Here is a 20,936-nt window from a genome sequence, read left to right as displayed (position 1 = left end):
GGCCTGCGTGCGCCCCACGGTCCGGCCCCGCCGCGCCCCCCGCCCGCCATTTATGCGGACCCGGCCGGACAAAGGGCGCCAGGAGATCGCACATCCGCGCACACCCCCCGCCGCGGCGATGCCGCCCCGCCTGTCCGTACGGACATGTTCGGAAGCCCCGGTCGTGCACCTATCCCTTTCGACATGTTTCGCGGAGCATGTCGCGCCAGCCGGGGACGAGCGACGGCGGAGGGCAGCGACGCCGAGCTCGCGTCTGCCACGACCCGGCCTCGGCCTGCGCGAGCTCGCGGCGACCCGCCTCCGTGAGGCCGAGGAGGTCCTCGCCCGCGAGCCCGGGACATCGCCCTGCCGCCGTCGCAGCGCTGCGACCGCCAGGCGCCGACTCACCCGCGCCGCTCCGCCTGCCCCGCTCACCGCACAGCCTGTCCGAAAGCACATGTCCCCAGAACCACTCCCGCTGGCGCCCCACCGGCGCCGGCGTCCCCGACGTGTCCGCCTCCTCTCGCCCCGCGCGGCGCGAGCCCTCGGCCGCCGGCACGTCGGCGAAAAGTCACTCCTTCCTCGCCCGGCGTTGCGAACCGCGTACGAGCGCGCAGACACGCGCCGGCGGCCGCTCGCGCGGAACCGCGCAACGCGGATCGGGCGTACCCGGGAGCGCCCGGGCCCGCGTCGGGGGCGGCCCCGCGATATGGTTGCGCCGGTCGCCCCATGATCCAGCTCCACTCCGATCCCGCCATCGCCGAGCAGCAGATCGAGGCCCTGATCTTCTACCTCACCACGCTGGGCTACATCGACAGCGAGTTCGACCTCCGCGAGAAGGCGTTCGTGCGCGCCTTCCTGCGCGAGCTGGTGACCGCGAGGATCGACGAGGGCGGCCCGCTCGACCCCGAGCTGCGGTTCGAGCGGATCGAGAACCAGCACGAGCACTACGTCCAGCGGTTCCAGGAGATCGACCGCGAGATCAAGAACCTCCTGACCGAGGCCGTCGCCGACGGCGAGGACCCGCAGCGGTTCGTCGTCTCGCAGCTCAAGCTGCGCTGCTTCGAGATGTTCCGGGAGCTGGACGAGGCCAACCGGAAGGGCCTGCTCGCCGTGGTCGACCGCTTCATCGAGGCCGACGGCCAGGTGCACCCGGACGAGGCCGCCTTCCGCAACGACCTGGCCGAGCTGCTGGGCGCCGAGCTGATCCTCGACGACAGCGCGCTCGAGAGCGTCAGCATCGAGGTCCGTGACCCGATCCAGCTGGCCTTGCCGGCGCAGGACAACCACCCGTTCTTCGCCAAGTTCGAGTACCACTACTCGGCCGACCCGGCGCAGCTGCAGCGGCAGTTCGCGGCCGACCTCGCGCTGCTCGACAAGGTCGAGGAGAAGTGGGAGGAGTACCGCGTCCGCGGCCGCGGCCGGCTCGAGGGTCACGCCAGCGTGGCCGACTTCGCCGGCGGCGACGAGTTCCTCGACGAGCACGTCTACGTCCTGCCGACCAGGCCGGGCCGCCCGTACGAGCTCATCGTGCTCGGCGACCTGCACGGCTGCTACTCGTGCCTCAAGGCCGCCGTCCACCAGAGCAACTTCATCGAGAAGGTGCGGCGCTTCAAGGCCGACCCCGACAACAACCCCGACGTCCGCCTGGTCCTGCTCGGCGACTACATCGACCGCGGGCGCTTCAGCTACAACGGCGTCCTGCGCACGATCTTGAACCTCTTCCTCGCCGCGCCCGACCACGTGTTCGTGCTGCGCGGCAACCACGAGTACTACATCGAGTACCAGGGCAAGGTGTACGGCGGCGTCCGTCCGGCCGAGGCGATCAACAGCCTCACCCCGCACCTCGGCGCCGACGTGTTCGGCCGCTTCCTCGACTTCTTCGACGCCATGCCGAACATGCTGCTGTTCGACCAGATGCTGTTCGTCCACGCCGGCATCCCGCGCGACAGCCTGATCGCCGAGAAGTGGGCCGACCTGTCGTCGCTCAACCGCGAGGACATCCGCTTCCAGATGCTGTGGAGCGACCCGAGCAAGGCCGAGATCGTCCCCGACGAGCTGCAGAAGGCCTCGGCGCGGTTCGCCTTCGGCCGCCTGCAGTTCCGCAAGTTCATGCAGCGGATCGGCTGCAACGTGCTGGTGCGCGGCCACGAGAAGGTCAACGCCGGCTTCAAGAACCACTACGCCGACGCCGACGTCCGCCTCTTCACCCTGTTCTCGGCCGGCGGCGCCACCAACGACGACCTCCCGCAGGACAGCAACTACCGCGACGTCCGGCCGATGGCGCTCACCGTCACCAGCAAGGACGGCCTGGTCGAGGCCGTCCCGTGGGCGATCGACTACGCCCGCTACCAGGACCCCCAGCGCAACAACTTCTTCAGCAGCACGCCCGAGATCGACATCACCCCGCACGCCTGAGCGATCAGGGGTCGAGGACGGTGTCGCCCGAGCAGTCGAGGGTCACCTCGACCGGAAGGTCGCTCGGGTCGGCGACGCGCACCGCCGCGAACGTCGAGCCGGTCAGGCTCGTCATCAGCGGCGCCGTCACCTCGCCGTCCACCGTCCCGCAGAAGAAGTCCTGGTCGACGAATTCACCGACCATCGCCAGCTGAGCGGTGATGTCGCCGCCCGTGATCGGGTTGGCCGCGCCGGCGATCATCACCACCCCGAGGTCGAACTTGAAGATCCCGTCGGTCACCGGGATCGCCTCGAACACCAGCGGCTCGCCGACCGGCGTGCGCGGCGTCGTTACCTTGCCCTGATCGAGCGCCAGCGGCTGCAGCTCGAGGTGCAACACCTGCTGGCCCGGCGCGCCGCTCACCGTGTTGGTGGCGATGAACTGGATCGGCAGCTCCGGCGCGACGCTGGTCGAGACCGCCAGCAGGTACTGCCCCGACTCCACCGGCGCGTCGCCGGTGGTCGAGCCGCTCGTCATCGTCGGATCGGCCGAGGTCGATCCGCCCGTCGTCGGCAGGTCGCCGGTGTCGACCGCGGTCGTCGGCGTCGGCACATCCCCCGTCGTCGTCCCCGGATCGCTGGGCGGGTCGGTCGGCGGCTCTCCGGTCGGATCGCCGCCGGGGTCGCCGCTCGGGTCGCCAGTCGCGGCCATCGTCGCGCTGTCGAGCGGGTCGCGGTCGGTACAGGCCGCGCTCAGGATCATGCAGACCAGGGTGCAGAGGCTCAGCAAGCGAAAGTCCATTTCTGGGCAATATCAACAAGGGCGGCCCCGCGCAAGCCGCCCGCGCTCGCCTCGACCGCCCGCTGCAGCGCAGCCTCCGCGTCGCCCCGCCGCCGCCACCCGGGTCGACCGGCTACCTGTCTCTCGAGGCAGGTCACGTCCGCGCCGGGCCGAGGGCCGGGCCGTCGCGGCGAATCGAGCGCCAGGTCCTCCCTCGCGAATGGCACGAGTCTTCGCGCGAGGCGGCCCCGTCGACTACACACATTCGCGAGGGCTCGCCCGCGAACGGCACGTCCGCGGCGCCCTCCGTGCTCCGCGGCCCGCTCGAGCCCCGCCGCAGCGCGAGGGGGCCGCCGCCTCGTTTGTTCACTCGGCCTCGACCGCCGTTCGGCGCCCGCGAACGGCCATACCGCCGCCCCCGTCGAATCGCCCGCGCGTCCCTCGGGCCGGCGGCGCCGCCTCGCGGCGCTCGCGACCGTGAAGATTACCGACACCGACCGCCGCTGCGAATCACCACACCGGCCGCACCGCAAATAATGCGAATCTTTATGGCGGCGTTCGACCCACACCTCGGCGGGCCCGCGACCCCAGCGAGGTTACCCGCGTTCCTGTGCCCAGCGCCGCTTGAACCGTCCCTTGCGTACCTTCGCATTCCGATCCTAGCCTTAAGTGGTCGGTGCTGCTGTCCACGACGAATGCAGACTCCCCCTCCGACGACACCACGGCCGACCCCAGTGAGGTCGTACGGATCGGGCGGTTCGTCGTGCTCGGCCGTCAGGGCGCCGGAGCGATGGGGGTGGTGTACCGCGCCTACGACGAGGCGCTCGACCGCAAGGTCGCGCTGAAGCTGTTGCGCGCGCCGGGGGCCGATCACAGCCAGGCGCGCGCCCGCCTGCTGCGCGAGGCCAAGGCCCTGGCCCAGCTGTCGCATCCCAACGTGGTCCAGGTCTACGACGTCGGCGAGTGGGGCGGCCTCGACTTCATCGCCCTCGAGTTCGTGCAGGGCCAGACCTTGAGGACATGGCTCTCGGAGCAGGCGCGGAGCTGGTCGGAGATCTTGCAAGTGTTCGCGCAGGCGGGGCGCGGGCTGGCGGCGGCCCACGCGGCGGGCCTGGTGCACCGCGACTTCAAGCCGGACAACGTCCTGATCGACGGCCAGGGCCGGGTGTTCGTCGCCGACTTCGGCCTGGCGCGCTCGGCCGACTCGCCGCTGCCGGAGCAGATCTCGATGGCCTCGCGCTCGAACCCCGCGCTCGCCAAGTTGACGGCGATGGGCTCGCTGATCGGCACGCCCAAGTACATGGCGCCGGAGCAGTTCATGCGCATCCCGGCCGACGCGCGCAGCGACCAGTTCTCGTTCTGCGTCGCCCTCTACGAGGCGCTGTTCGGCCGGCGCCCGTTCGTCGGCGAGACCGTCGACGAGCTGCGCCAGAGCGTCCTGCTCGGCAAGGTGCTGCCGCCGCCGGTGCTGACGATGGTGCCGCAGTGGCTGCAAGACTTGACGATGCGGGGCCTCGCCCGCGACCCCACCCGCCGGTTCCCGTCGATGGACGCCCTGCTCGCCGAGCTCGACCGCGTGCGCGGCCGCAGGCGCATGATCGCCGGCCTCGCCGGCCTCGCCCTCGGCGTCGCCGCCTTCGTGTTCACCCAGGCCGCCCCCGTCTGCCAGGGCGCCGACGACAAGCTCGCCGGCGTGTGGGACGCCAGCCGCGGCCGCGCCCTGCACGAGGCCTTCCTCGCCACCGACCTCCCGTTCGCCGCCCAGACCTCGGTCCTCACCCGCGACGCCCTCGACGGCTACGCCGCCGACTGGAAGGCCATGCACGAAGAGGCCTGCCTGGCCCACCACCGCGGCGAGCAATCCGACATGGTCCTCGACCTGCGCATGTCGTGCCTGCAGCGGCGCCGCACCGAGCTGGCCGCGCGCGTCGACGTGCTCGCCGAGGCCGAGCCCTCGACGCTGACCTACGCCGTCGACGCGGTCCGCTCGCTGACCCCGGTCGCCGGCTGCGGCGACCCGATTCAGCTGCTCGACGAGTGGAAGCGCATCGACGCCCTGCGCGACCCGACGGCGCCCACGCGGGTCGAGACCCTGCGCCTCAAGCTGGCCCACATCGACGCGCTGGAGCGCGCCGGGCAGATCCCGCGCGGCCTGGCGCTGGCCGAAAAGGCGGTGCGCGACGCCCAGGCGCTCGACTACCAGCCGGTACTGGCCGAGGCCCACCTGCGGCGCGGCTCGCTGCTGGCGGAGTCCGGCGACACCCTGGCCGCCGAGAACGAGCTGTGGCGCGCGATCGTCACCGCCACTCGCAGCGACCACGAGGAGGTGCTGGCGCGGGCGATGGTCAAGGAGGTGTACGTGCTGGCCCACGCGGCCGACTCGTTCGAGTCGGCCGACCGCATGGCCGAACGGGCAGGTGCCCTGCTCGACCGGATCGCCCCGCGCAGCCGGCTGGTCGGCGAGCTGCGCAACAACCTGGCGGTGCTGCGGTTCCAGCAGGGCCGCCACGCCGAGTCCGAGGCGCTTCACCAGGAGAACCTGCAATTTCGCCGGTCGATCCTCCCGCCGCACGACCCCGAGATCGCCATGACCCTCTGCAACCTCGGCGTCGACCTGCAGGAGCGGCGCCGCTTCTCCGAGGCCGGTGAGCTGCTCCGCCAATCGATCGACGTCTTCAGCGACGCCGTCGGCGAGCAGCACCCGCACACGCTGCAGACGCTGGCCAACCTCGCGCTCGTGCAGTTCGACAACGGCGAGTACGAGCGGGCCCGCGAGTCGCTGGCCGGCTCGCTCGACGCCTGGACCACGATCATCGGCCACGACAACCCGATCGCCGCCGAGCAGCAGTGCGTCGCCGGCCTGCTCGACATCCGCGACGGCGACGTCGCCGGCGGGCTCGCCAGGGTGCAGCGGGCGTACGAGCTCGGCGAGCGCCGCGGCCACTCGGCCGCCCGCTACCGGACCCGGCTGTCGTACGCGCAGATGCTGTGGGAGCACGCGCCCGACGAGCGCCCCCGGGCGCTCGTGCTGGCCCACGAGGCCGAGCACGACGCGATGGTGCTCCGCGACGATCACCGCCGCCGCGTCGCGCGTGAGTGGCTCCACGCGCGCGAGCACGGCGCCGCGACCGGCCCGAAGCCCGCCGGGCTTTGACCTGCGCGGGGCGAGAGGATCGCCGGCAGGGATCCCCCGAATCACACGAAGAGCCCGCGAGCCGCGACGCAGGCGGCTCGCGTCGGCCCTCCGCGCGTCAGCTCGGCTCGGCCTGCGAGATCAGCAGCCCGCCGTGCTCGCCGGGGTCGTCGTCGGCGCACGGCGGCAGCGTGCCGCGGCCGGCCGCCTCGCACTCGGCGATCACCGCGGCGCGCGTGTGGGCCAGCTTGCGCGGCTGATTGAGGCACACCGCCCCGTGCGGCCCCCACTTGGCCTCGATCTGCCAGTCCGTCTCCGGCGCGAGGATCGCCGGCGAGAGCCCGTCCGAAACGTCGATCGGTGTGCCGTTCTCCGTGTGCGTCACGTTGTTGCCGCAGTAGTCGGCGCGGACCATGCGAGTACAGGCGCGATAGTGGTCGGCGAGCGATAAGCCGCCGTGCTCCGCCCACATTCGGTAGCCCCATTCGAGGCACTTGCCGGCGGCGGTCCCGCGGCAGGCGAAGGCGATTTCGCCGTGCTCATCCGGCCGCCAGTCGGCGGTGACCGAGTCGAAGTATCCGGGCACCACGATCGCCGAGGTCGGGTCGCCCTCGCCGTCGCTGCACAGCGAGTCCCACTTGCCCTCATCGATGCGGACGTCGACGTCGGTGAAATAAATATCAGGTCGGTCCGCGCTCTGCGTCACGTCCACGATGCTCAGCTGCACGGCCGCCGGCTCGTTCCCGCCGTCGTCGACGAGCCACTGTAACCGCGCCCCCGCGAGGTCGGCGCCGCGGTACCACACCCCCTTGACGTCGTACGCCTGCAGCATGCTGGTGCCGGGCACCAGCGACCAGTCGCTCAGGTTCGACTTCGCCAGGCCGTCGCTGATGCTGGCGCTGATCAGCCTCGCGCCGTTGAACCAGGCCCCGTTGAAACGGGTACCATTGAAGCGGGTCCCGTTCAGCTCGACTCCGTTGTCGTGGAGCGCGCGCAGCCGTGCCTCCTCGCCCCCGGTGACGTCCTCGAACCCGACGACGGCTTCGTCGCAACCACCCACGGTCAGCGCGACCGTCATCGCTTGTATATGCCGATACCTCCGCATGCTCGAGTCCCCCTCGCCCATCAGCGTACTTGGGTCGGGATGAATCCTCGGCGGGGCGGGCGACCCGACGGGTGGCCGCGTCGACTCGCGAGCGCGACACGATTGACATTTCATGCATTCGCCACATCGACTCAATCACATGAGCTGTCTCTGGAGACACCAGATCTGCGCGGCAGCCGCGACCAACGGGGCCGACGTCGCGGCGCGCGGCCCGCCCGAGACGTTTCCGCTGACGACGCCGTCGGGCTCGATATCACCCTGAGATGCGCCTTCAAGAATGCTCGTGCGGGCTTTGAAAACTTCGAAACAAGATCTGTCGAATGTTCGCACGACATCAAGACGAGAACAGGGGCCCGCGTCCCTCAACGGACCGAGCCCCTGCCGCCGCCCCGACCCGCGATCAAGGGGTCTTGCGTGTCGCCACGAATTGCGCGAGCGCCTCGATCTGCTCCTGCGTCAGCTTGTCGGCGAACTTGGGCATCTCCGCGGTATCACCGTACAGGTCCTTCTGACTGCTGTCGCGGATGATGCGAGCGACCCACGCGGGCGAACCTCGGCCGGCCAGCGTCGGCCCGGTGCTGTCCTTGCCCGCCTCGACCTCGTGGCACGACGAGCACTCGAGCTTCTTGTCCCACAGCTCCTTGCCGCGAGCGACCATCGCCGCGTCCACGCTCGCCGCCGCGCTGGCCCCCGACAGGCTGACCAGGTATTCCGCCACCGCCGCCAGCTCCTCGTCGCTGGCTTGTTCGGTGGTCAGCGGTTCCATGGTGTTGTGCTTGGTCGCCCCGTAGAAGCGACGATCTCGCGGGTTGCGGACCAGGGCCGTCAGCCACTCGCGGCTGGTGAAGCCGTCGAGCGTCGGCGCCTCCTCGCTGCCCTTGCCCTCGAGGGTATGGCAGGTCGCGCAATGCTCCTTGAACAGGTTGCGGGTCTTCTGCTCGGGATCGTTGTCGAACACCGCGACCCCGCCGACCGGCGGCACGCCCTCTCGCGCGAGCGCGCGCGCGCGCGTGGCCTCGGCGTGGGCCTGCTCGACGCCGTGCTGGAACGACTCGTTGTTGTTGTCCTCGACGATCGCCACCGCCGTCAACGCCGTCACCGCGGCCATGAGGAGTCCGACCCCCGACAGCACCGCCCAGCGCGAGCGCACCGCTCGCGACTTGGCGCGGTCGACGAACGGCAGCGCGAACAGGTACACCGCCGCCGCGCCCGGCAGCAGCACCGTCGCCACGATCTGCAGCGGCCCCTGGAAGTACTTGAGCAGCTGGAACAGGAACAGGAAGTACCACTCGGGCCGGGCCACGAAGTTACTGGCCGGATCGGCCGGGGCGAACAGCTCGGCTCCATGGGTCTTGACCGTCAGGCCGACCAGGACCGCCGCGCACACCGCCATCGCCAGCACGTCGAGGAACAGCTGATTGGGCCAGAACGGCTGCGTCTTGCGCTGCAGCTCGGCCTCCGGCAGGTCGGGCGGCGTCACCCCGTGCTTGCGGAACAGCAGCAGGTGGACCCCCAGGAGCCCCGCCAGCGCGATCGGCAGCACGAACACGTGCAGCGCGAAGAACCGCGTCAACGTCAGGTTGCCGTACTCCGGGCCGCCCTGCACGAACTGCTGCAGCGGCTCGCCCCCGGGCACCGACCCCATGATCCCGGTCGCCACCTGCGTGGCCCAGTAACCCTTCTGGTCCCACGGCAGCAGGTAGCCGGTGAGCGCGAACGCCAGCACGATCGCCCCCATCACCAGCCCGGTCCACCAGTTGACCTCGCGCGGCTTGCGGTACGCCCCGGCGAACACCACCTGCAGAAGGTGCAGCACCACGACCACCACCATCGCCGACGACCCGTGGTGGTGCAGCCCGCGGAGAAACCACCCGTACGTCACCTGGTCGTTGAGATACGCCGTACTCGCCCACGCGTCGGTCGCCGAGGGGCTGTAGTAGAACGCCAGCAGGATGCCGAGCACCACCTGTTGCATGAACAGGAACACCAGCACCGAGCCGAACACGTAGCGCAGCCGCGCGCCGCCGGGCACGTCCTCCTCGAGCATGAGGCGGGTGGCCGCGCGGATCCCGGTGCGTTCGTCGAGCCAGTCGAGCAGCGCCATCAGACCGGCTCCTTCTGGGCCACGCCCTGGCGGTATCGCACGAGCCGGATCGCCACCAGCCCGTTCTCTTCCTTGACCTCGAGCGAGTCGAGCGGCCGCGGCGACGGCCCGGCCTCGACCGACCCGTCGAGCCCGAACGCCGAGCGGTGGCACGGGCACTTGAACTTCTGCGCCTCGGCGTCGAAGTCGACCGCGCAGCCGAGGTGCGGGCACACCGTCGAGAACGCCTGCAGCGCCCCGTCCCGCTCGAGCACCCAGCACGAGCCCAGCTTCACGTCGGGCGTCTTGTTCCACGCGTCGACCTTGTCGGCGTACAGGTCGACCCGCACCGGCACCGCCCCGGCGAACGCCGATCGCTTGCCCGCCGGCAGGAACGCCCCCTCCCCGGCCTTCGAGCCGGTCGGGAACAGCAGGTAGCCGATCGCCGGCACCGCCGGCACCGCCGCCAGCCCGAGCCCGAGCGCCCCGATCCCCAGCTTCAACACCCCGCGGCGCCCGGCGTCCGGCTCGCCTCCTGACCCGGAGGACATGTCCCGAGATTCAGCTCCGTGCCCCGCTCCGTGACCGCGTTCTCGGCTCGACATGACCCTCCTGCCGCCCACGGCGGCCCCCCCAGGATACCCGACCGCCCGCGACCCACGCTACCCTGCGCGCATGCCCGCCGCCGTCCCCGCGCTGCTCTCCCCCGAGCTCGCTCCCGAGACGATCCAGGAGACCCGCTGGGGCGGCCACCGCCTGGCCCGGCTGCTGGAAGGCCGCGCGCACGCGCAGCTCGGCGGTCGCAGCATCGGCGAGCTGTGGCAGTTCTCCACCCTCCCCGGCCACGAGAGCCTCGCGCTCGGCGGTCGCCGCCTCGGCGACGTCCTCGGCGGACCGCTGCCCTTCCTCGCCAAGCTCATCGACACCGCGCTGCCGCTCAGCGTTCAGGTCCACCCCGACGATCGCCCCGACCCCGCGCGCCCCGGCGCGCTCCTGCCGGGCAAGGAGGAGGCGTGGATCGTGCTGGACGCCGACCCGGGCGCCCGTCTATGGGCCGGAGTCCGCCCCGGCGTCAGCCGCGACGACCTCGCGCGCGCCGCCGAGGACGGCGACATCGTCGCCTGTCTCGAAGAACATGTCGTCACCCCCGGCCTGGTGGTGCTCGTCCCCGCGGGCACGGTCCACGCGATCGGCGCCGGGATCCTGCTGGCGGAGATCCAGCAACCCTCGGACTGCACGTACCGCCTGTACGACTACGGCAGCGGGCGCCCGCTGCACGTCGAGGCGGCGCTGGCGACGCTGGACGTCGCCGCCCGACCTCAGCTGTGGCGCCCCGGCGACGCCACGCCACATTTGCGCGGCGCCCACGTCGAGCTCGAGCTGCTCGGTCCCGGCGACCACGCGCGCGAGATCGGCGAGCCGACCTTGATCGTCGGCGCGCGCGGGACCGCGACCGCGCGCGCCGATGATCGTAAAGAGGTGCTCCGCGAGGCGCACCTCCTGCTCGCCGTCCGCGGACCGCTCGCGCTCCACGTCCCCGACGACGGCCTCGTCGCCCTCGGCCGCGTCCACGCCTGACCTCGTCGGCAGTCACGGGGTCGCGGCCGTCGCGTCCGCGAACCACCTCGATGCGTGCCCCTCGCCTACCGCGGGCGATCGGGGGCCCCGGGCGCCACCAACGCCGAGATGCGCGAGCCGTGCTCGAGATGCGTCGCCGAGGGCCAGGCCCGCGCCGCTGAAGAAAGAGCCCGCCGGGCTCACCACCGACTTCACGGCGTGCGCTCCCTCGTCACCGTCGCCGGCAGCACCGTCGAGATCGATCTCGGCACGTCGGACGACGGTTGCGAGTACAACGGCCGCACCTCCGCCGGCGCCCGCACCCGCGCCGTCGCCTTCGACTCCCCGCTCGACGGCCCCAAGACCGTCACCCGAGACCAGCAGTCGCGGCGGATCGGCCCCGACGATCGGCGGCGACGCGACGACCTCGACGTCCACGGCGAGCGCCCGCCGAGGCGGCGACCTGCAGCGCGACGGCGAGCGACGCATGCACGGCCGAGGGCGCGTGGGAGCTCGTCATCGACGGCGCCCGGGCGCGCTGGATCGACCCGGTCCTGCAGGCCGGCGTGACGCCCGACCACTCCGAGGGCGACGGAGCTCGTCATGAGCCGCGCCCGCATCGACGACGACACGGTCGAGGTCCGCGTCGCCGGCGGTCGGTGCGACCGACGGTTCGGCCGCACCAGCACCGCCGCCGTCGACGACCCGGGCGACGCTTCACCTGCTCCTTCGGACAGCCCTGCGCGGGTTCGCCCGGGTCCGCGCACGCGGGCCGCGGCGGCCCTGGAGCGGCCTGCAGGCCCAGCGCCCGGGGCGCCGCGGCTGGTGAATTCTGACGCCGCCGTCACCTCGCTCGCGCCCGATCGGTCCCTCTGCCGCGCCCTCGCCTCGCCCAGGGCCGCTGGCGTATAGTCGACCGCATGACCTCGCCCTATCGCCTACTCTCGTGCGTCCTCCTGCTCGTCGTCGCGTGTGGCGACGACGGCGGCAGCAACTTCACGCTCGGCACCGACACCAACACCACCAGCGCGCCCGTCACCACCACGACGACGATGACCACGGGCGAGCCGACGAGCACCACCACGACCGGGACGCCGACCACCACCGACGACACGGCGAGCAGCACCACCGACGACACCACCACCGGCCCGCCGCCGAGCAACTGTTCGCCCTACACCGAGGAGTCGGAGTGCGTCCTGAACGGCTGCGAGTGGGCCCAGATCGTCGGCTACACCCACGGCACGCAGGGCTGCCAGGGCGACATCCGCGGCTTCTGCGTCCCGAAGGACACCGCGGGCGGGCTCACCAGCGTGTGGCGCGACGACAACGGCGACATCGAGGTCTTGCAGTTCCCGTTCACCCCGACCGACCTCGGCCCCGAGTGGAACACCTGCGACTGCGACGGCCCGCTCGCCTGTCTCTGCACCTCCGCCGCCCTCGACTGTCCCGAGCGGATGGAGGAGTTCTGCGGCGCCATCACCAGCGAGAACAGCTGCAGCAACGCCGCCGCCGCCGGCCAGTTCGCCTGCGGGTGGTTCACCGTCTCGCAGGAGGGCCCGCTCGACGGCGCCTGCGACGACCCGCCGTGGCAAGACGTCTGCCTGCCCGGCACCGATCTCAACAGCACCTCCTGCGACGAGATCAGCCTGCCCTACGTCGAGCAGGGCTACTGCATGGGCTGGACCGACCCCGTCTACTGGCGCGAGGTCGACGGCGTCGTCGAGGTCACCACGATCTGCGGCCCCAAGCCGACCGGCTGGACCCTGTGCGTCGCCGACGACCCCGACCAGCCCGACGAGTGCAAGTGCGGTTGCAAGATCTGAGCGGCCGCAATCGTCACACCTGACCTTCAGGTCAGCAGCACCAATTTCCCGATCGTGCGCCCCGACTCGAGGTCACGGTGCGCCTGGGCCACCTGCTCGAAGGGATAGGTCGTGATCGGCGGCGGGCGCAGCTCCCCGGCCGCGAGCCCCGCGGAGATCGCCGCCATCCCCTCGATCAGCAGCGGCGCGCGGTGGAACATGTACGACAGGTTGAAGCCGAGCACCCCGCGGTTCTCGTTCGTCAAGGCCAGCGGCGAGAACCACGGCGTGCGCACGAACCCGAGGGCCAGCTTGAGCAGGTTGGGCTTGCCGCCTGTCCTCGGGAGCATGGTGTGAAAGCCATACACGATCAGGCGCCCGCCGGCGGCCAGGTGGCGGTAGCTGTGGCGCAGCGTCTCGGGCCCGTTGGCGTCGCAGGCGACGTCGAGCCCGGCGGGCGCGGCCGCCTTCACGGCCGGCCACAGCGGCGTGCGCGACTTGTCGATCACCACGTCGGCCCCGGCGGCGGCCGCCGCCGCGACCTTGTGCGGGCCGCCGACCACCCCGATCACGTGGCAGCCGGCGCGACGGCCGAACTGGCACAGGGCGCCGCCGACTCCGCCGGCGGCCGAGTGGACCAGCACCGTCTCGCCCTTGCGGGCGTGAGCCAGCGCGTGGAGCGCGTACCAGGCCGTCAGATACACCGCGGGCACCGCCGCCGCCTCGGCGAGGGACAGGCCCGGGGGCACCGGGAACACCCGGTGGGCCGGCACGCAGAGCGACGACGCGTAGCCGCCGAAGCGGGTCACGGCCACGACCTCGGCCCCGACCGCGAGCCCGGTCACGCCCTCGCCGAGGGCGTCGACCACCCCTGCGACCTCGAAGCCCGGCGTGATCGGCCAGCCGACGAACTCCTGCGCCGACGCGTAAAGGCCCATGCGGACCACGCAGTCGGCGTAGTTGACCCCGATGGCCGTCACCGCGATCCGGACCTCGCCGGGCGCGGGTCGGGGCGCCTCCGTATCGACCAGGGTCAGCCGCTCGTGTCCGCCCGGGGCGGAGATCACAACCTTGCGCATGCGCCGACCCTCGCCCGGGAGCGCGCGTGCGGTCAAGTCGTGAACTTGTAGCGACAAAGGCCCACCTCTGTGACGCTGATGGTGTTAGCTTGCCCGGCGCATGACCGCAGGCGCAAAGGAAGACAGCCGCACCGAGACCGACAGCATGGGCCCGATCCAGGTGGCGAGCGGCCACTACTGGGGCGCCCAGACCGAGCGTTCGCTCCACCACTTCGACATCGGCGACGACCGCTTCTCGCGGCCGATGATCCGGGCGCTCGGGATCCTCAAGAAGGCCGCCGCGCTGGCCAACGGCGAGCTCGGCATGCTGCCCAAGGACAAGGTCGACCTGATCGTGCGCGCCGCCGACGAGGTGATCGCCGGCGACCTCGACGCTCACTTCCCGCTGCGCGTGTGGCAGACGGGCAGCGGCACGCAGACCAACATGAACGCCAACGAGGTCATCGGCAACCGCGCGATCGAGCTCGCCGGCGGCGTCCTCGGCAGCAAGAAGCCGATCCACCCCAACGACGACGTCAACCGCGGCCAGTCGTCGAACGACACCTTCCCGACGGCCATGCACATCGCCGCCGCCGAGCAGGTCGTGCATCACCTGCTGCCGCGGCTGGGCGCCCTGCGCGACGTCCTCGCCGCCAAGAGCGCCGCCTTCGCCGACATCGTCAAGGTCGGGCGCACCCACCTGCAGGACGCCACCCCGATCACGCTCGGCCAGGAGTTCTCGGGCTACGTCCAGCAGCTCGACGACGCCCGCCGCGCGATCGAGAACGCCCTGCCGCGGGTCTACGAGCTCGCGCTCGGCGGCACCGCCGTCGGCACCGGCCTCAACACGCACAAGGACTACGCCGTCACCAGCGCCAAGCAGATCGCCGCGCTGACCGGCCTGCCGTTCGTCACCGCGCCGAACAAGTTCGCCGCGCTGGCCGGCCACGAGGCGCTGGTCGGCCTCCACGGCGCGCTCAAGACCCTCGCCTGCGCCCTGACCAAGATCGCCAACGACATCCGCTGGCTCGCCTCCGGCCCGCGCTGCGGCCTCGGCGAGCTCACCATCCCCGAGAACGAGCCCGGCTCGTCGATCATGCCCGGCAAGGTCAACCCGACCCAGTGCGAGGCCATGACGATGGTGTGCGCCCAGGTGCTCGGCAACGACGTCGCCGTCAACATCGGCGGCATGAGCGGCAACTTCGAGCTCAACGTCTACAAGCCGCTCATCATCCACAACACGCTGCACTCGACCCGCCTGCTCGGCGACGCCTGCCGCAACTTCCGCGAGTTCTGCGCCGAGGGCATCGAGCCGCGCCGCGAAAAGCTGGCGCACAACCTCGAGCAGAGCCTGATGAACGTCACCGCGCTGAACCCCTACATCGGCTACGACAACGCCGCCAAGATCGCCAAGAAGGCGCACAAGGACGGCTCCTCGCTGAAGGAGGCCGCCGTCGCGCTCGGCCTGTTGTCGGCCGAGGAGTTCGACCGCTACGTCCGCCCCGAGGCCATGATCGCGCCCGAGGGCGACCGCTAGGACCCGCTTGAGCAACCAGCCTTACATCTCGATCCTCATCCCGCTGTACGACGAGCTGCGCTCGATCCCCGAGATGCACTCGCAGGTGACCGACGCCTGCACCCGGCTCGGGCGCACCTACGAGGTGCTGTGGATCGACGACGGCAGCCGCGACGGCTCGGCGCACGCGCTCGACGACCTCGCGGCGCGCGACCCACGCTCGCGGGTCGTCCACTTCCGCCGCAACTTCGGCAAGTCGTCGGCGCTGGCCGCCGGCTTCGAGCGGGTGCGCGGGCAGATCGTCATCACCATGGACGCCGACCTGCAGGACGATCCGGCGATGATCGACGACTTCGTCAAGCGGATCGAGGCCGGCGCCGACCTGGTGTCGGGGTGGAAGAAGCGGCGGCACGACCCGCTCGACAAGACCTTGCCGTCGCGGCTGTTCAACGCCGTCGTCAGCCGGCTGTCGGGCGTGCGGCTGCACGACTTCAACTGCGGCTTCAAGGCCTACCGGGCCGACTGCGTGCGCGAGCTGGCCGTCTACGGCGGCTTTCACCGGTTCCTGCCGGTCCTCGCCCACCACAAGGGCTTCCGCGTCGAGGAGCTGATCGTCAAGCACCGCGCGCGCAAGCACGGCAAGAGCAAGTACGGCGTCAAGCGGATGTTCGACGGCTTCATGGACCTGCTGACGGTCCTGCTGGTCACGCGCTACCGCACCCGGCCGCTGCACTTCTTCGGCATCCCCGGGATGGTCCTCGGCGGCCTCGGCGTCCTGATCCTGGTCTACCTCAGCTTCTTGTGGATGTTCGGCTACGCGATCGGCGAGCGCCCGCTGCTCACGCTCGGCGTCCTGCTCACCATCGTGGCCATGCAGTTCGTCGGCGTCGGCCTGCTCGGCGAGCTGCTCGTGCGCACCACCATCCGCTCGCAGGAGGTGTTCTCGATCCGCGACGAGCGCGAGGCGCCGGCGGCCACCCGCGCCGCGATCTACGCCCAGCCCAGCCCGCAGCTCGGCCCCTCGGCCCCGCCGATGAGCGGGCGCGAGCTGCCCGTCTCGGCCGCCGAGGAGATCAGCGAGGACGCGCGGACCGTCACGGTCGCCGGCAAGCCCAACCCGGCCAACCCGGCCGTGCGCCGCTGACGTGCGCGACGACCCAACGATCTCGGGACCCGCATGACCAGCGGCAACAAGCAGAAGCACGAGAGCAAGAACCCGATCCAGCGCGCCCTCATCGCCCGCTTCAAGCGCGAGGCCGCGGCGCTGGTGCGGCAGGCCGCGCCGCGGACGATCCTCGACCTCGGCTGCGGCGAGGGCTACATGATCGAGGCCCTGCTGCAGGCCGGCATCGACGCCGAGTTCACCGGCGTCGACCTGTCCCGGAGCGCCATCGCCGACGCGCGCGCCCGGATCGGCGAGCGCGCCCGGCTCGACGTCATGGACGCGCGCCAGCTCGTCGACGACGGCCGCAGCTTCGACATGGTGATGATGCTCGAGGTCCTGGAGCACATCCCCGCCCCCGCGCAGATGCTGCCGATCCTGCGCCGCCTGGCCCGCCGCCACGTCCTCCTCAGCGTCCCGCGCGAGCCGTTCTTCTGCGCCCTCAACTTCATGCGCGGCAAGAACCTCACCCGCCTCGGCAACGACCCCGAGCACGTCAACCACTGGGGCCGCGCCGGCTTCCACCGCTTCCTCGCCCGCGACTTCGAGGTCCTCGCCGCCCCCGGCGTGTTCCCGTGGACGATGGTCCTGGCGCGCCCGCGCCCGCGCGACTGACAGGCACGCACCGGAGCTGCCCGCAAGGACAGGTCCAGAGAGACAGCGACGCAGCACGGCGCTTCGTGCCACGGCGTCGACCCGCAGGCTCGGGCGTCCCTCGCCCCGCTCCCTTGCGGGCTCGTCACGCGTCCGGACGCTCTCTGTCGCGTCAGTCCTCACCCGCGAGATCGTGGAGCGTGGGCGCGTGCATGCACTCGAGCAGTGTGGCGACCTCGTGACAGCTCGAGACGTCGAGCGGCGCCTCGCCGCCCACTACGTCGCGGATGCAATAGCCGTTGGCCAGCTTCTGCACCCGCCCCCACACTCGCCCGGTGTCGCTCGCGCCCGACACCGTACAGATGTACCAGTCGGACCGCGCGTCGCGTTCGTCCGAGATCTCGGCGGCGCGCTCGCTCGCGGCAGTCTCGCCGGTCTGGGCCTGGGGGGCCGCGATCGCCAGGAACGCGCCGCACAGCGCCCACAGGCAGGAATTGGTGGCAAGAGCGAGAATCGACATAGTCCGTGTACATCCTTTCCGCCGCTCGGCGATCGCCACAATCATGCGGACGATCGCGCGGGCGTCCAGCGGACGACCGCAAATTTGCGCGGCCGGCGAGCAAACTCTGCACAATCCGTGAACGCTCATTCGAGCGGCGCCGATCGCCGTCACGCATGACTCCGCTGTCGTCGCGGAGCCGCTGCTCGCCGACGTACAGCGTGCAACCGGACGAGACACGACCGCCGGCGCCCCGGTCTCAACAGTCGCGGCATCACCCGTCGGTTCGCGTCGCCGACGGCCCACACCGCGTCAGAACCGGCGGTCACCTGCGAGGAGCAAGCTGAGGCGGAAGCACCTCGCACGCTCGTCGCGCCATAAAGGTTGCGTATACCCGAGCTTTTTCGTGGTCGCCCGCTGGACGACCGGGGATTCCCCTATCAACCTGGGAATCACCGCGTCGCCGCAATGCTGCGTCGGCGCTTTGTTGACACCCAAGATCACAAAACAAGGAGTCAGTGCAATGTTGTTCTTCATCAAAGTCCTGCAGGCCGCCCTCGTCAGCACCTTCGCCCTCACCGAGCCCGAGCTCGCCGCCCCCGAGCCCGACGACGAGGCCACCGAAGACGTCACCGAGCGGGCCAGCCGGCTCTGCACGATGTCCGGTGATTCCGCGACCGGCCGGGTGTGGGGGCGGGTGCGGGAGACCAACAATCCGGACGTTTGCGTTCGCGAGCGGATCGGCGGAGAGGCGCCGATTCACTACCCCAGCTGCCACGAGGTCGCTCGCACCGAGTTCGGTTGCCGCACGATCGTCTCGAGCTGAACCGTCATCCGCGGCGGCCCGGAGGCGCGAGCGACGAACTGGAGATTGTTCGCTACAGACTCGCGCCGCTCGGGCCGCCTGCGGCCTGGTCCATGACTGACCCACTATGAGCGTGTCGTCCCGGCACGGAACATGCGCCGCACGGCAGATTTCGCAGCTATTGAGATCGTGTTCATGATACTCGCAACTGTTATTCAGTTTCTGGGCCAGGCCACGCTCGTCTGCGTCCTCGCCATCGCCGCCAATCCGGCCGAAGATACTTCAGAGCCCGGCGAGGAGGCCGCTCGTGAGGCCGACGTTCCCGAGTCTCGTCTATGCACGGACGGACGGCACGTGCCTGTTGTGTATCGCTCCTCCAATCCCGACATTTGCATTCGCCGGTGCCTCGGCGGAACGCCGAGGCCCGACCTGTCGAGCTGTCACAAGGTCGCGCTCGAGGAGCTCGGATGCAAGGCGGTGGTCACCATCTGACTGGCAGCGGGCGCCGCCTCCGTCACAGACCGCTCCGGGTCAGCAGCCGAAGCCGCCCTGCCCGCGCGTCACTCGCGTCGGACCGCGCCCGCCAGCACTTCGCGCGCCGCGACGAGCCGCGCCACCGCGGCGTGCGTCGGCGCCGACAGCCCGTGCCGCTCGGCCAGCCGCGCCACCGCCCCATTTAAAAATGCGATCTCCGTCGCCGCCCCGCGTCGCAGGTCCTGCAGCATCGCGTTGTCGTTCGCGCGCGTCTTCTCGGTCGACGCGAACACCCGCTCGAGATCGGCATCGCTCAGCTTCACCCCGTCCGCGGCCGCCACCGCGCGCGCCTCGGCCAGCAGCGTCTCGGCCAGCGCGCGCAGCTCCGGCACGTCGAGGATCGCCCCGTTGGCCGCGTCGAGCAGCGCGCACGGTCCGCTGACCGCCAGGTTCCACAGCGACTTGCGCCACTCGCAGGCCGCGACCGACGCGGCGGTCGTCACCGGGTAGCCGGCGGCCGCCAGCAGACCTTGCAGTTCGGACATGTGCGAACGAGCAGGTTCCTCGTCGGCCGCCAGCTCGAGCTGAAACACCCCGGCCACCCGCACCGTCGTCGGCCCGACCAGCCCCGCCCCCAGCCAGCAGGCCACCCGCACCAGCGACGCGTCCGCCGCTCGCTGCCGGGCCAGCGCCGCGATCCCGAGCCCGTTCTGGCACAACCCCAGCACCTGCCCCTGCGTCAGCCGCGGCGCCAGGACCTCGAGCGTCTCGGCCAGCTGCGTCGCCTTGACCGCGACCAGCACGATCGCGCCCGCCGGCACCGACCACTCCGCCGCGAAGTCCACCACCGGCACGAACGCCCGTCGCTGCTCCGCCCCCGTCAGCTCGAAGCCCTCGGTCGCCAGCGCCGCGGCCCGCGGCCCGCGAGCGACCAGCGTCACCGCGGCTGCCTCGTGCAGGCGAGCCGCGAGGTGCAGGCCGACCGCGCCCGCGCCGACGATCCAGATCGCTCGAGGAGAAGCCGCGCTCGTGAGCATCACGGTACGCGTGTAGCACATCACGCGACGTCACGTGAGCCGGCGAAAAACCTTCGCGCGCCGGCGCGGCCGCGACGAATCATCGTCATCGCGTCCGAGGTGCCAAACCCATGCCGCTGGCCGCCTTCTCCACCTCTCGATCCTCGCCGTCGTCGCCTTCTACAACGGCCTCCTGCTGGCCGTGCTCGCCTTCTACCTGTGGCGGCATCGCGGCCGCCCGTGGCAGCGCTGAGCGGCGGGCCCTCGCGCGGCGCGTGGAAGCACGCCTCACCCGTGGACCGCGCGGGGATCGTCGCTCAGCAGCAGCGGCCCGTCGTCGGGCGCGTCGAGCACCAGCACCCGCTGGCCGCCGCGGATCTCCGCACGCACGAGCCCGAGGGCGGTCACCTCTTCCCCCGGCTCGATCGTCCCCTCGTCGTAGCGGATGGCGATGTTGAGCCCGAGCAGGTTCGTGCTCTTGAGCCCGTGGCGGGCCAGGAACGCCTCCTCGACCGCGCTCGCGTCGTCGAACGTGCCCGAGCGCGTGTGGTGGTCGCGGACCACCGCCACCCGCGGCACGCTCATGATCACCTGGATCCGGCCCGTCCCGTCGTCGAGCGCGAACTCGACGTAGCGCTCCTCGCGGGCCACCTCGCGCCAGTGATTGCGGCCCGTCTCCTGGTCGACCGTCGCCAGGTAGTACACGCTCGCGCGGTTGGACAGCGGCGCCTCGAGCACGCGCTCGCCCGCCACCACGCGCCCGCGCACCCGCGCGACCTCTCCCTCACGGAGCCCGCGGATCGGCGTCACCGGCCGCTTCTTCAGCGTCCGGCGCGTCCGGACGTCGGTCGACAGCACGTAGGACAGCCCCACGCCGGCGAGGACGGCGGCGGCGACGGCGAAGAACGGCACAGGCATCGGGCGCCCATCCTACCACGGCCGCCGACGACCGCCGACGCGGCCGCGGACCGGTGC

Annotated in this window: 18 protein-coding genes; 9 read left to right on the top strand and 9 right to left on the bottom strand. The window is 71.3% G+C overall.

What is annotated here, in order from left to right:
* Positions 1-708: 708 nt before the first annotated feature.
* Positions 709-2,397 carry a metallophosphoesterase family protein gene (locus NAEX_RS28785; RefSeq protein WP_096330686.1) on the top strand — a complete coding sequence of 563 codons (1,689 nt, stop codon included), beginning with the start codon at positions 709-711 and terminating at the stop codon, positions 2,395-2,397.
* A 4-nt stretch (positions 2,398-2,401) separates the two neighbouring features.
* Here NAEX_RS28785 and NAEX_RS28780 read toward each other — a convergent pair whose 3' ends face one another.
* The gene (locus NAEX_RS28780) at positions 2,402-3,178 is read right to left on the bottom strand and encodes a hypothetical protein (RefSeq protein ID WP_096330685.1); all 777 of its coding nucleotides are present in this window, start codon (positions 3,176-3,178) and stop codon (positions 2,402-2,404) included.
* Between the two features lie 655 nt (positions 3,179-3,833).
* Here NAEX_RS28780 and NAEX_RS28775 point away from each other — a divergent pair.
* Positions 3,834-6,311: a serine/threonine-protein kinase gene (locus NAEX_RS28775; RefSeq protein ID WP_100792846.1), complete on the top strand. Its 2,478-nt coding sequence runs from the start codon at positions 3,834-3,836 to the stop codon at positions 6,309-6,311.
* Positions 6,312-6,408: 97 nt separating this feature from the next.
* Here the strand turns inward: NAEX_RS28775 and NAEX_RS28770 are convergent, their stop codons facing one another.
* The 3 genes from NAEX_RS28770 to NAEX_RS28760 form a co-directional block, all read right to left on the bottom strand.
* Positions 6,409-7,368 (bottom strand): ADYC domain-containing protein, encoded by a 960-nt coding sequence (locus NAEX_RS28770; RefSeq protein ID WP_096330683.1) that lies wholly within the window; start codon positions 7,366-7,368, stop codon positions 6,409-6,411.
* A gap of 427 nt (positions 7,369-7,795) precedes the next feature.
* Complete coding sequence (locus NAEX_RS28765) at positions 7,796-9,499, bottom strand: cytochrome b N-terminal domain-containing protein (RefSeq protein WP_096330682.1); 1,704 nt, start codon at positions 9,497-9,499, stop codon at positions 7,796-7,798.
* Positions 9,499-10,029: a QcrA and Rieske domain-containing protein gene (locus NAEX_RS28760; RefSeq protein ID WP_170136084.1), complete on the bottom strand. Its 531-nt coding sequence runs from the start codon at positions 10,027-10,029 to the stop codon at positions 9,499-9,501. The genes NAEX_RS28765 and NAEX_RS28760 overlap by 1 nt, the downstream gene beginning before the upstream one ends.
* 124 nt (positions 10,030-10,153) lie before the next feature.
* On the opposite strand from NAEX_RS28760, the gene NAEX_RS28755 reads away from it, so the two are divergent.
* Complete coding sequence (locus NAEX_RS28755) at positions 10,154-11,056, top strand: type I phosphomannose isomerase catalytic subunit (protein WP_096330680.1); 903 nt, start codon at positions 10,154-10,156, stop codon at positions 11,054-11,056.
* Positions 11,057-11,068: 12 nt separating this feature from the next.
* Here the strand turns inward: NAEX_RS28755 and NAEX_RS48415 are convergent, their stop codons facing one another.
* Complete coding sequence (locus NAEX_RS48415) at positions 11,069-11,473, bottom strand: hypothetical protein (protein ID WP_143140364.1); 405 nt, start codon at positions 11,471-11,473, stop codon at positions 11,069-11,071.
* Between the two features lie 482 nt (positions 11,474-11,955).
* Between NAEX_RS48415 and NAEX_RS28750 the strand changes: the two genes are divergently transcribed.
* Entirely contained in the window at positions 11,956-12,858 is a 903-nt protein-coding gene (locus NAEX_RS28750) for a hypothetical protein (protein WP_096330679.1), read from the top strand.
* A gap of 26 nt (positions 12,859-12,884) precedes the next feature.
* On the opposite strand, the gene NAEX_RS28745 is transcribed toward NAEX_RS28750, so the two are convergent.
* Positions 12,885-13,916 (bottom strand): synaptic vesicle VAT-1 family membrane protein, encoded by a 1,032-nt coding sequence (locus tag NAEX_RS28745; RefSeq protein WP_096330678.1) that lies wholly within the window; start codon positions 13,914-13,916, stop codon positions 12,885-12,887.
* A 100-nt stretch (positions 13,917-14,016) separates the two neighbouring features.
* Between NAEX_RS28745 and fumC the strand changes: the two genes are divergently transcribed.
* Genes fumC through NAEX_RS28730 form a run of 3 tightly spaced genes read left to right on the top strand, consistent with a single transcriptional unit; the run spans position 14,017 to position 17,188 of the window.
* A complete protein-coding gene (gene fumC / locus NAEX_RS28740; protein WP_096330677.1) occupies positions 14,017-15,432 on the top strand; it encodes a class II fumarate hydratase in 1,416 nt (471 codons plus the stop codon).
* 7 nt (positions 15,433-15,439) lie between these two features.
* Positions 15,440-16,555 carry a glycosyltransferase family 2 protein gene (locus NAEX_RS28735; protein WP_096330676.1) on the top strand — a complete coding sequence of 372 codons (1,116 nt, stop codon included), beginning with the start codon at positions 15,440-15,442 and terminating at the stop codon, positions 16,553-16,555.
* A 33-nt stretch (positions 16,556-16,588) separates the two neighbouring features.
* On the top strand, positions 16,589-17,188 hold the full coding sequence (locus tag NAEX_RS28730; protein ID WP_096330675.1) for a class I SAM-dependent methyltransferase: 600 nt from the start codon (positions 16,589-16,591) through the stop codon (positions 17,186-17,188).
* 151 nt (positions 17,189-17,339) lie between these two features.
* Here NAEX_RS28730 and NAEX_RS28725 read toward each other — a convergent pair whose 3' ends face one another.
* Positions 17,340-17,840 (bottom strand): hypothetical protein, encoded by a 501-nt coding sequence (locus NAEX_RS28725; RefSeq protein WP_143140363.1) that lies wholly within the window; start codon positions 17,838-17,840, stop codon positions 17,340-17,342.
* 232 nt (positions 17,841-18,072) lie between these two features.
* Between NAEX_RS28725 and NAEX_RS28720 the strand changes: the two genes are divergently transcribed.
* Positions 18,073-18,492 (top strand): hypothetical protein, encoded by a 420-nt coding sequence (locus NAEX_RS28720; RefSeq protein ID WP_143140362.1) that lies wholly within the window; start codon positions 18,073-18,075, stop codon positions 18,490-18,492.
* A gap of 132 nt (positions 18,493-18,624) precedes the next feature.
* Positions 18,625-18,963, top strand: coding sequence for a hypothetical protein (locus tag NAEX_RS28715; RefSeq protein WP_096330672.1), 339 nt, complete (start codon positions 18,625-18,627; stop codon positions 18,961-18,963).
* Between the two features lie 68 nt (positions 18,964-19,031).
* Here NAEX_RS28715 and NAEX_RS28710 read toward each other — a convergent pair whose 3' ends face one another.
* Positions 19,032-19,982: a ketopantoate reductase family protein gene (locus NAEX_RS28710; RefSeq protein WP_245913969.1), complete on the bottom strand. Its 951-nt coding sequence runs from the start codon at positions 19,980-19,982 to the stop codon at positions 19,032-19,034.
* 267 nt (positions 19,983-20,249) lie between these two features.
* Positions 20,250-20,879, bottom strand: coding sequence for a GIDE domain-containing protein (locus NAEX_RS28705; RefSeq protein ID WP_096330670.1), 630 nt, complete (start codon positions 20,877-20,879; stop codon positions 20,250-20,252).
* Positions 20,880-20,936 lie beyond the last annotated feature (57 nt).

The organism is Nannocystis exedens (assembly GCF_002343915.1).
Taxonomy (GTDB): Bacteria; Myxococcota_A; Polyangia; order Nannocystales; family Nannocystaceae; genus Nannocystis; species Nannocystis exedens.
Note: the sequence above shows the minus strand (reverse complement) of the source record. Positions and strands in the feature narration are given on the sequence as shown.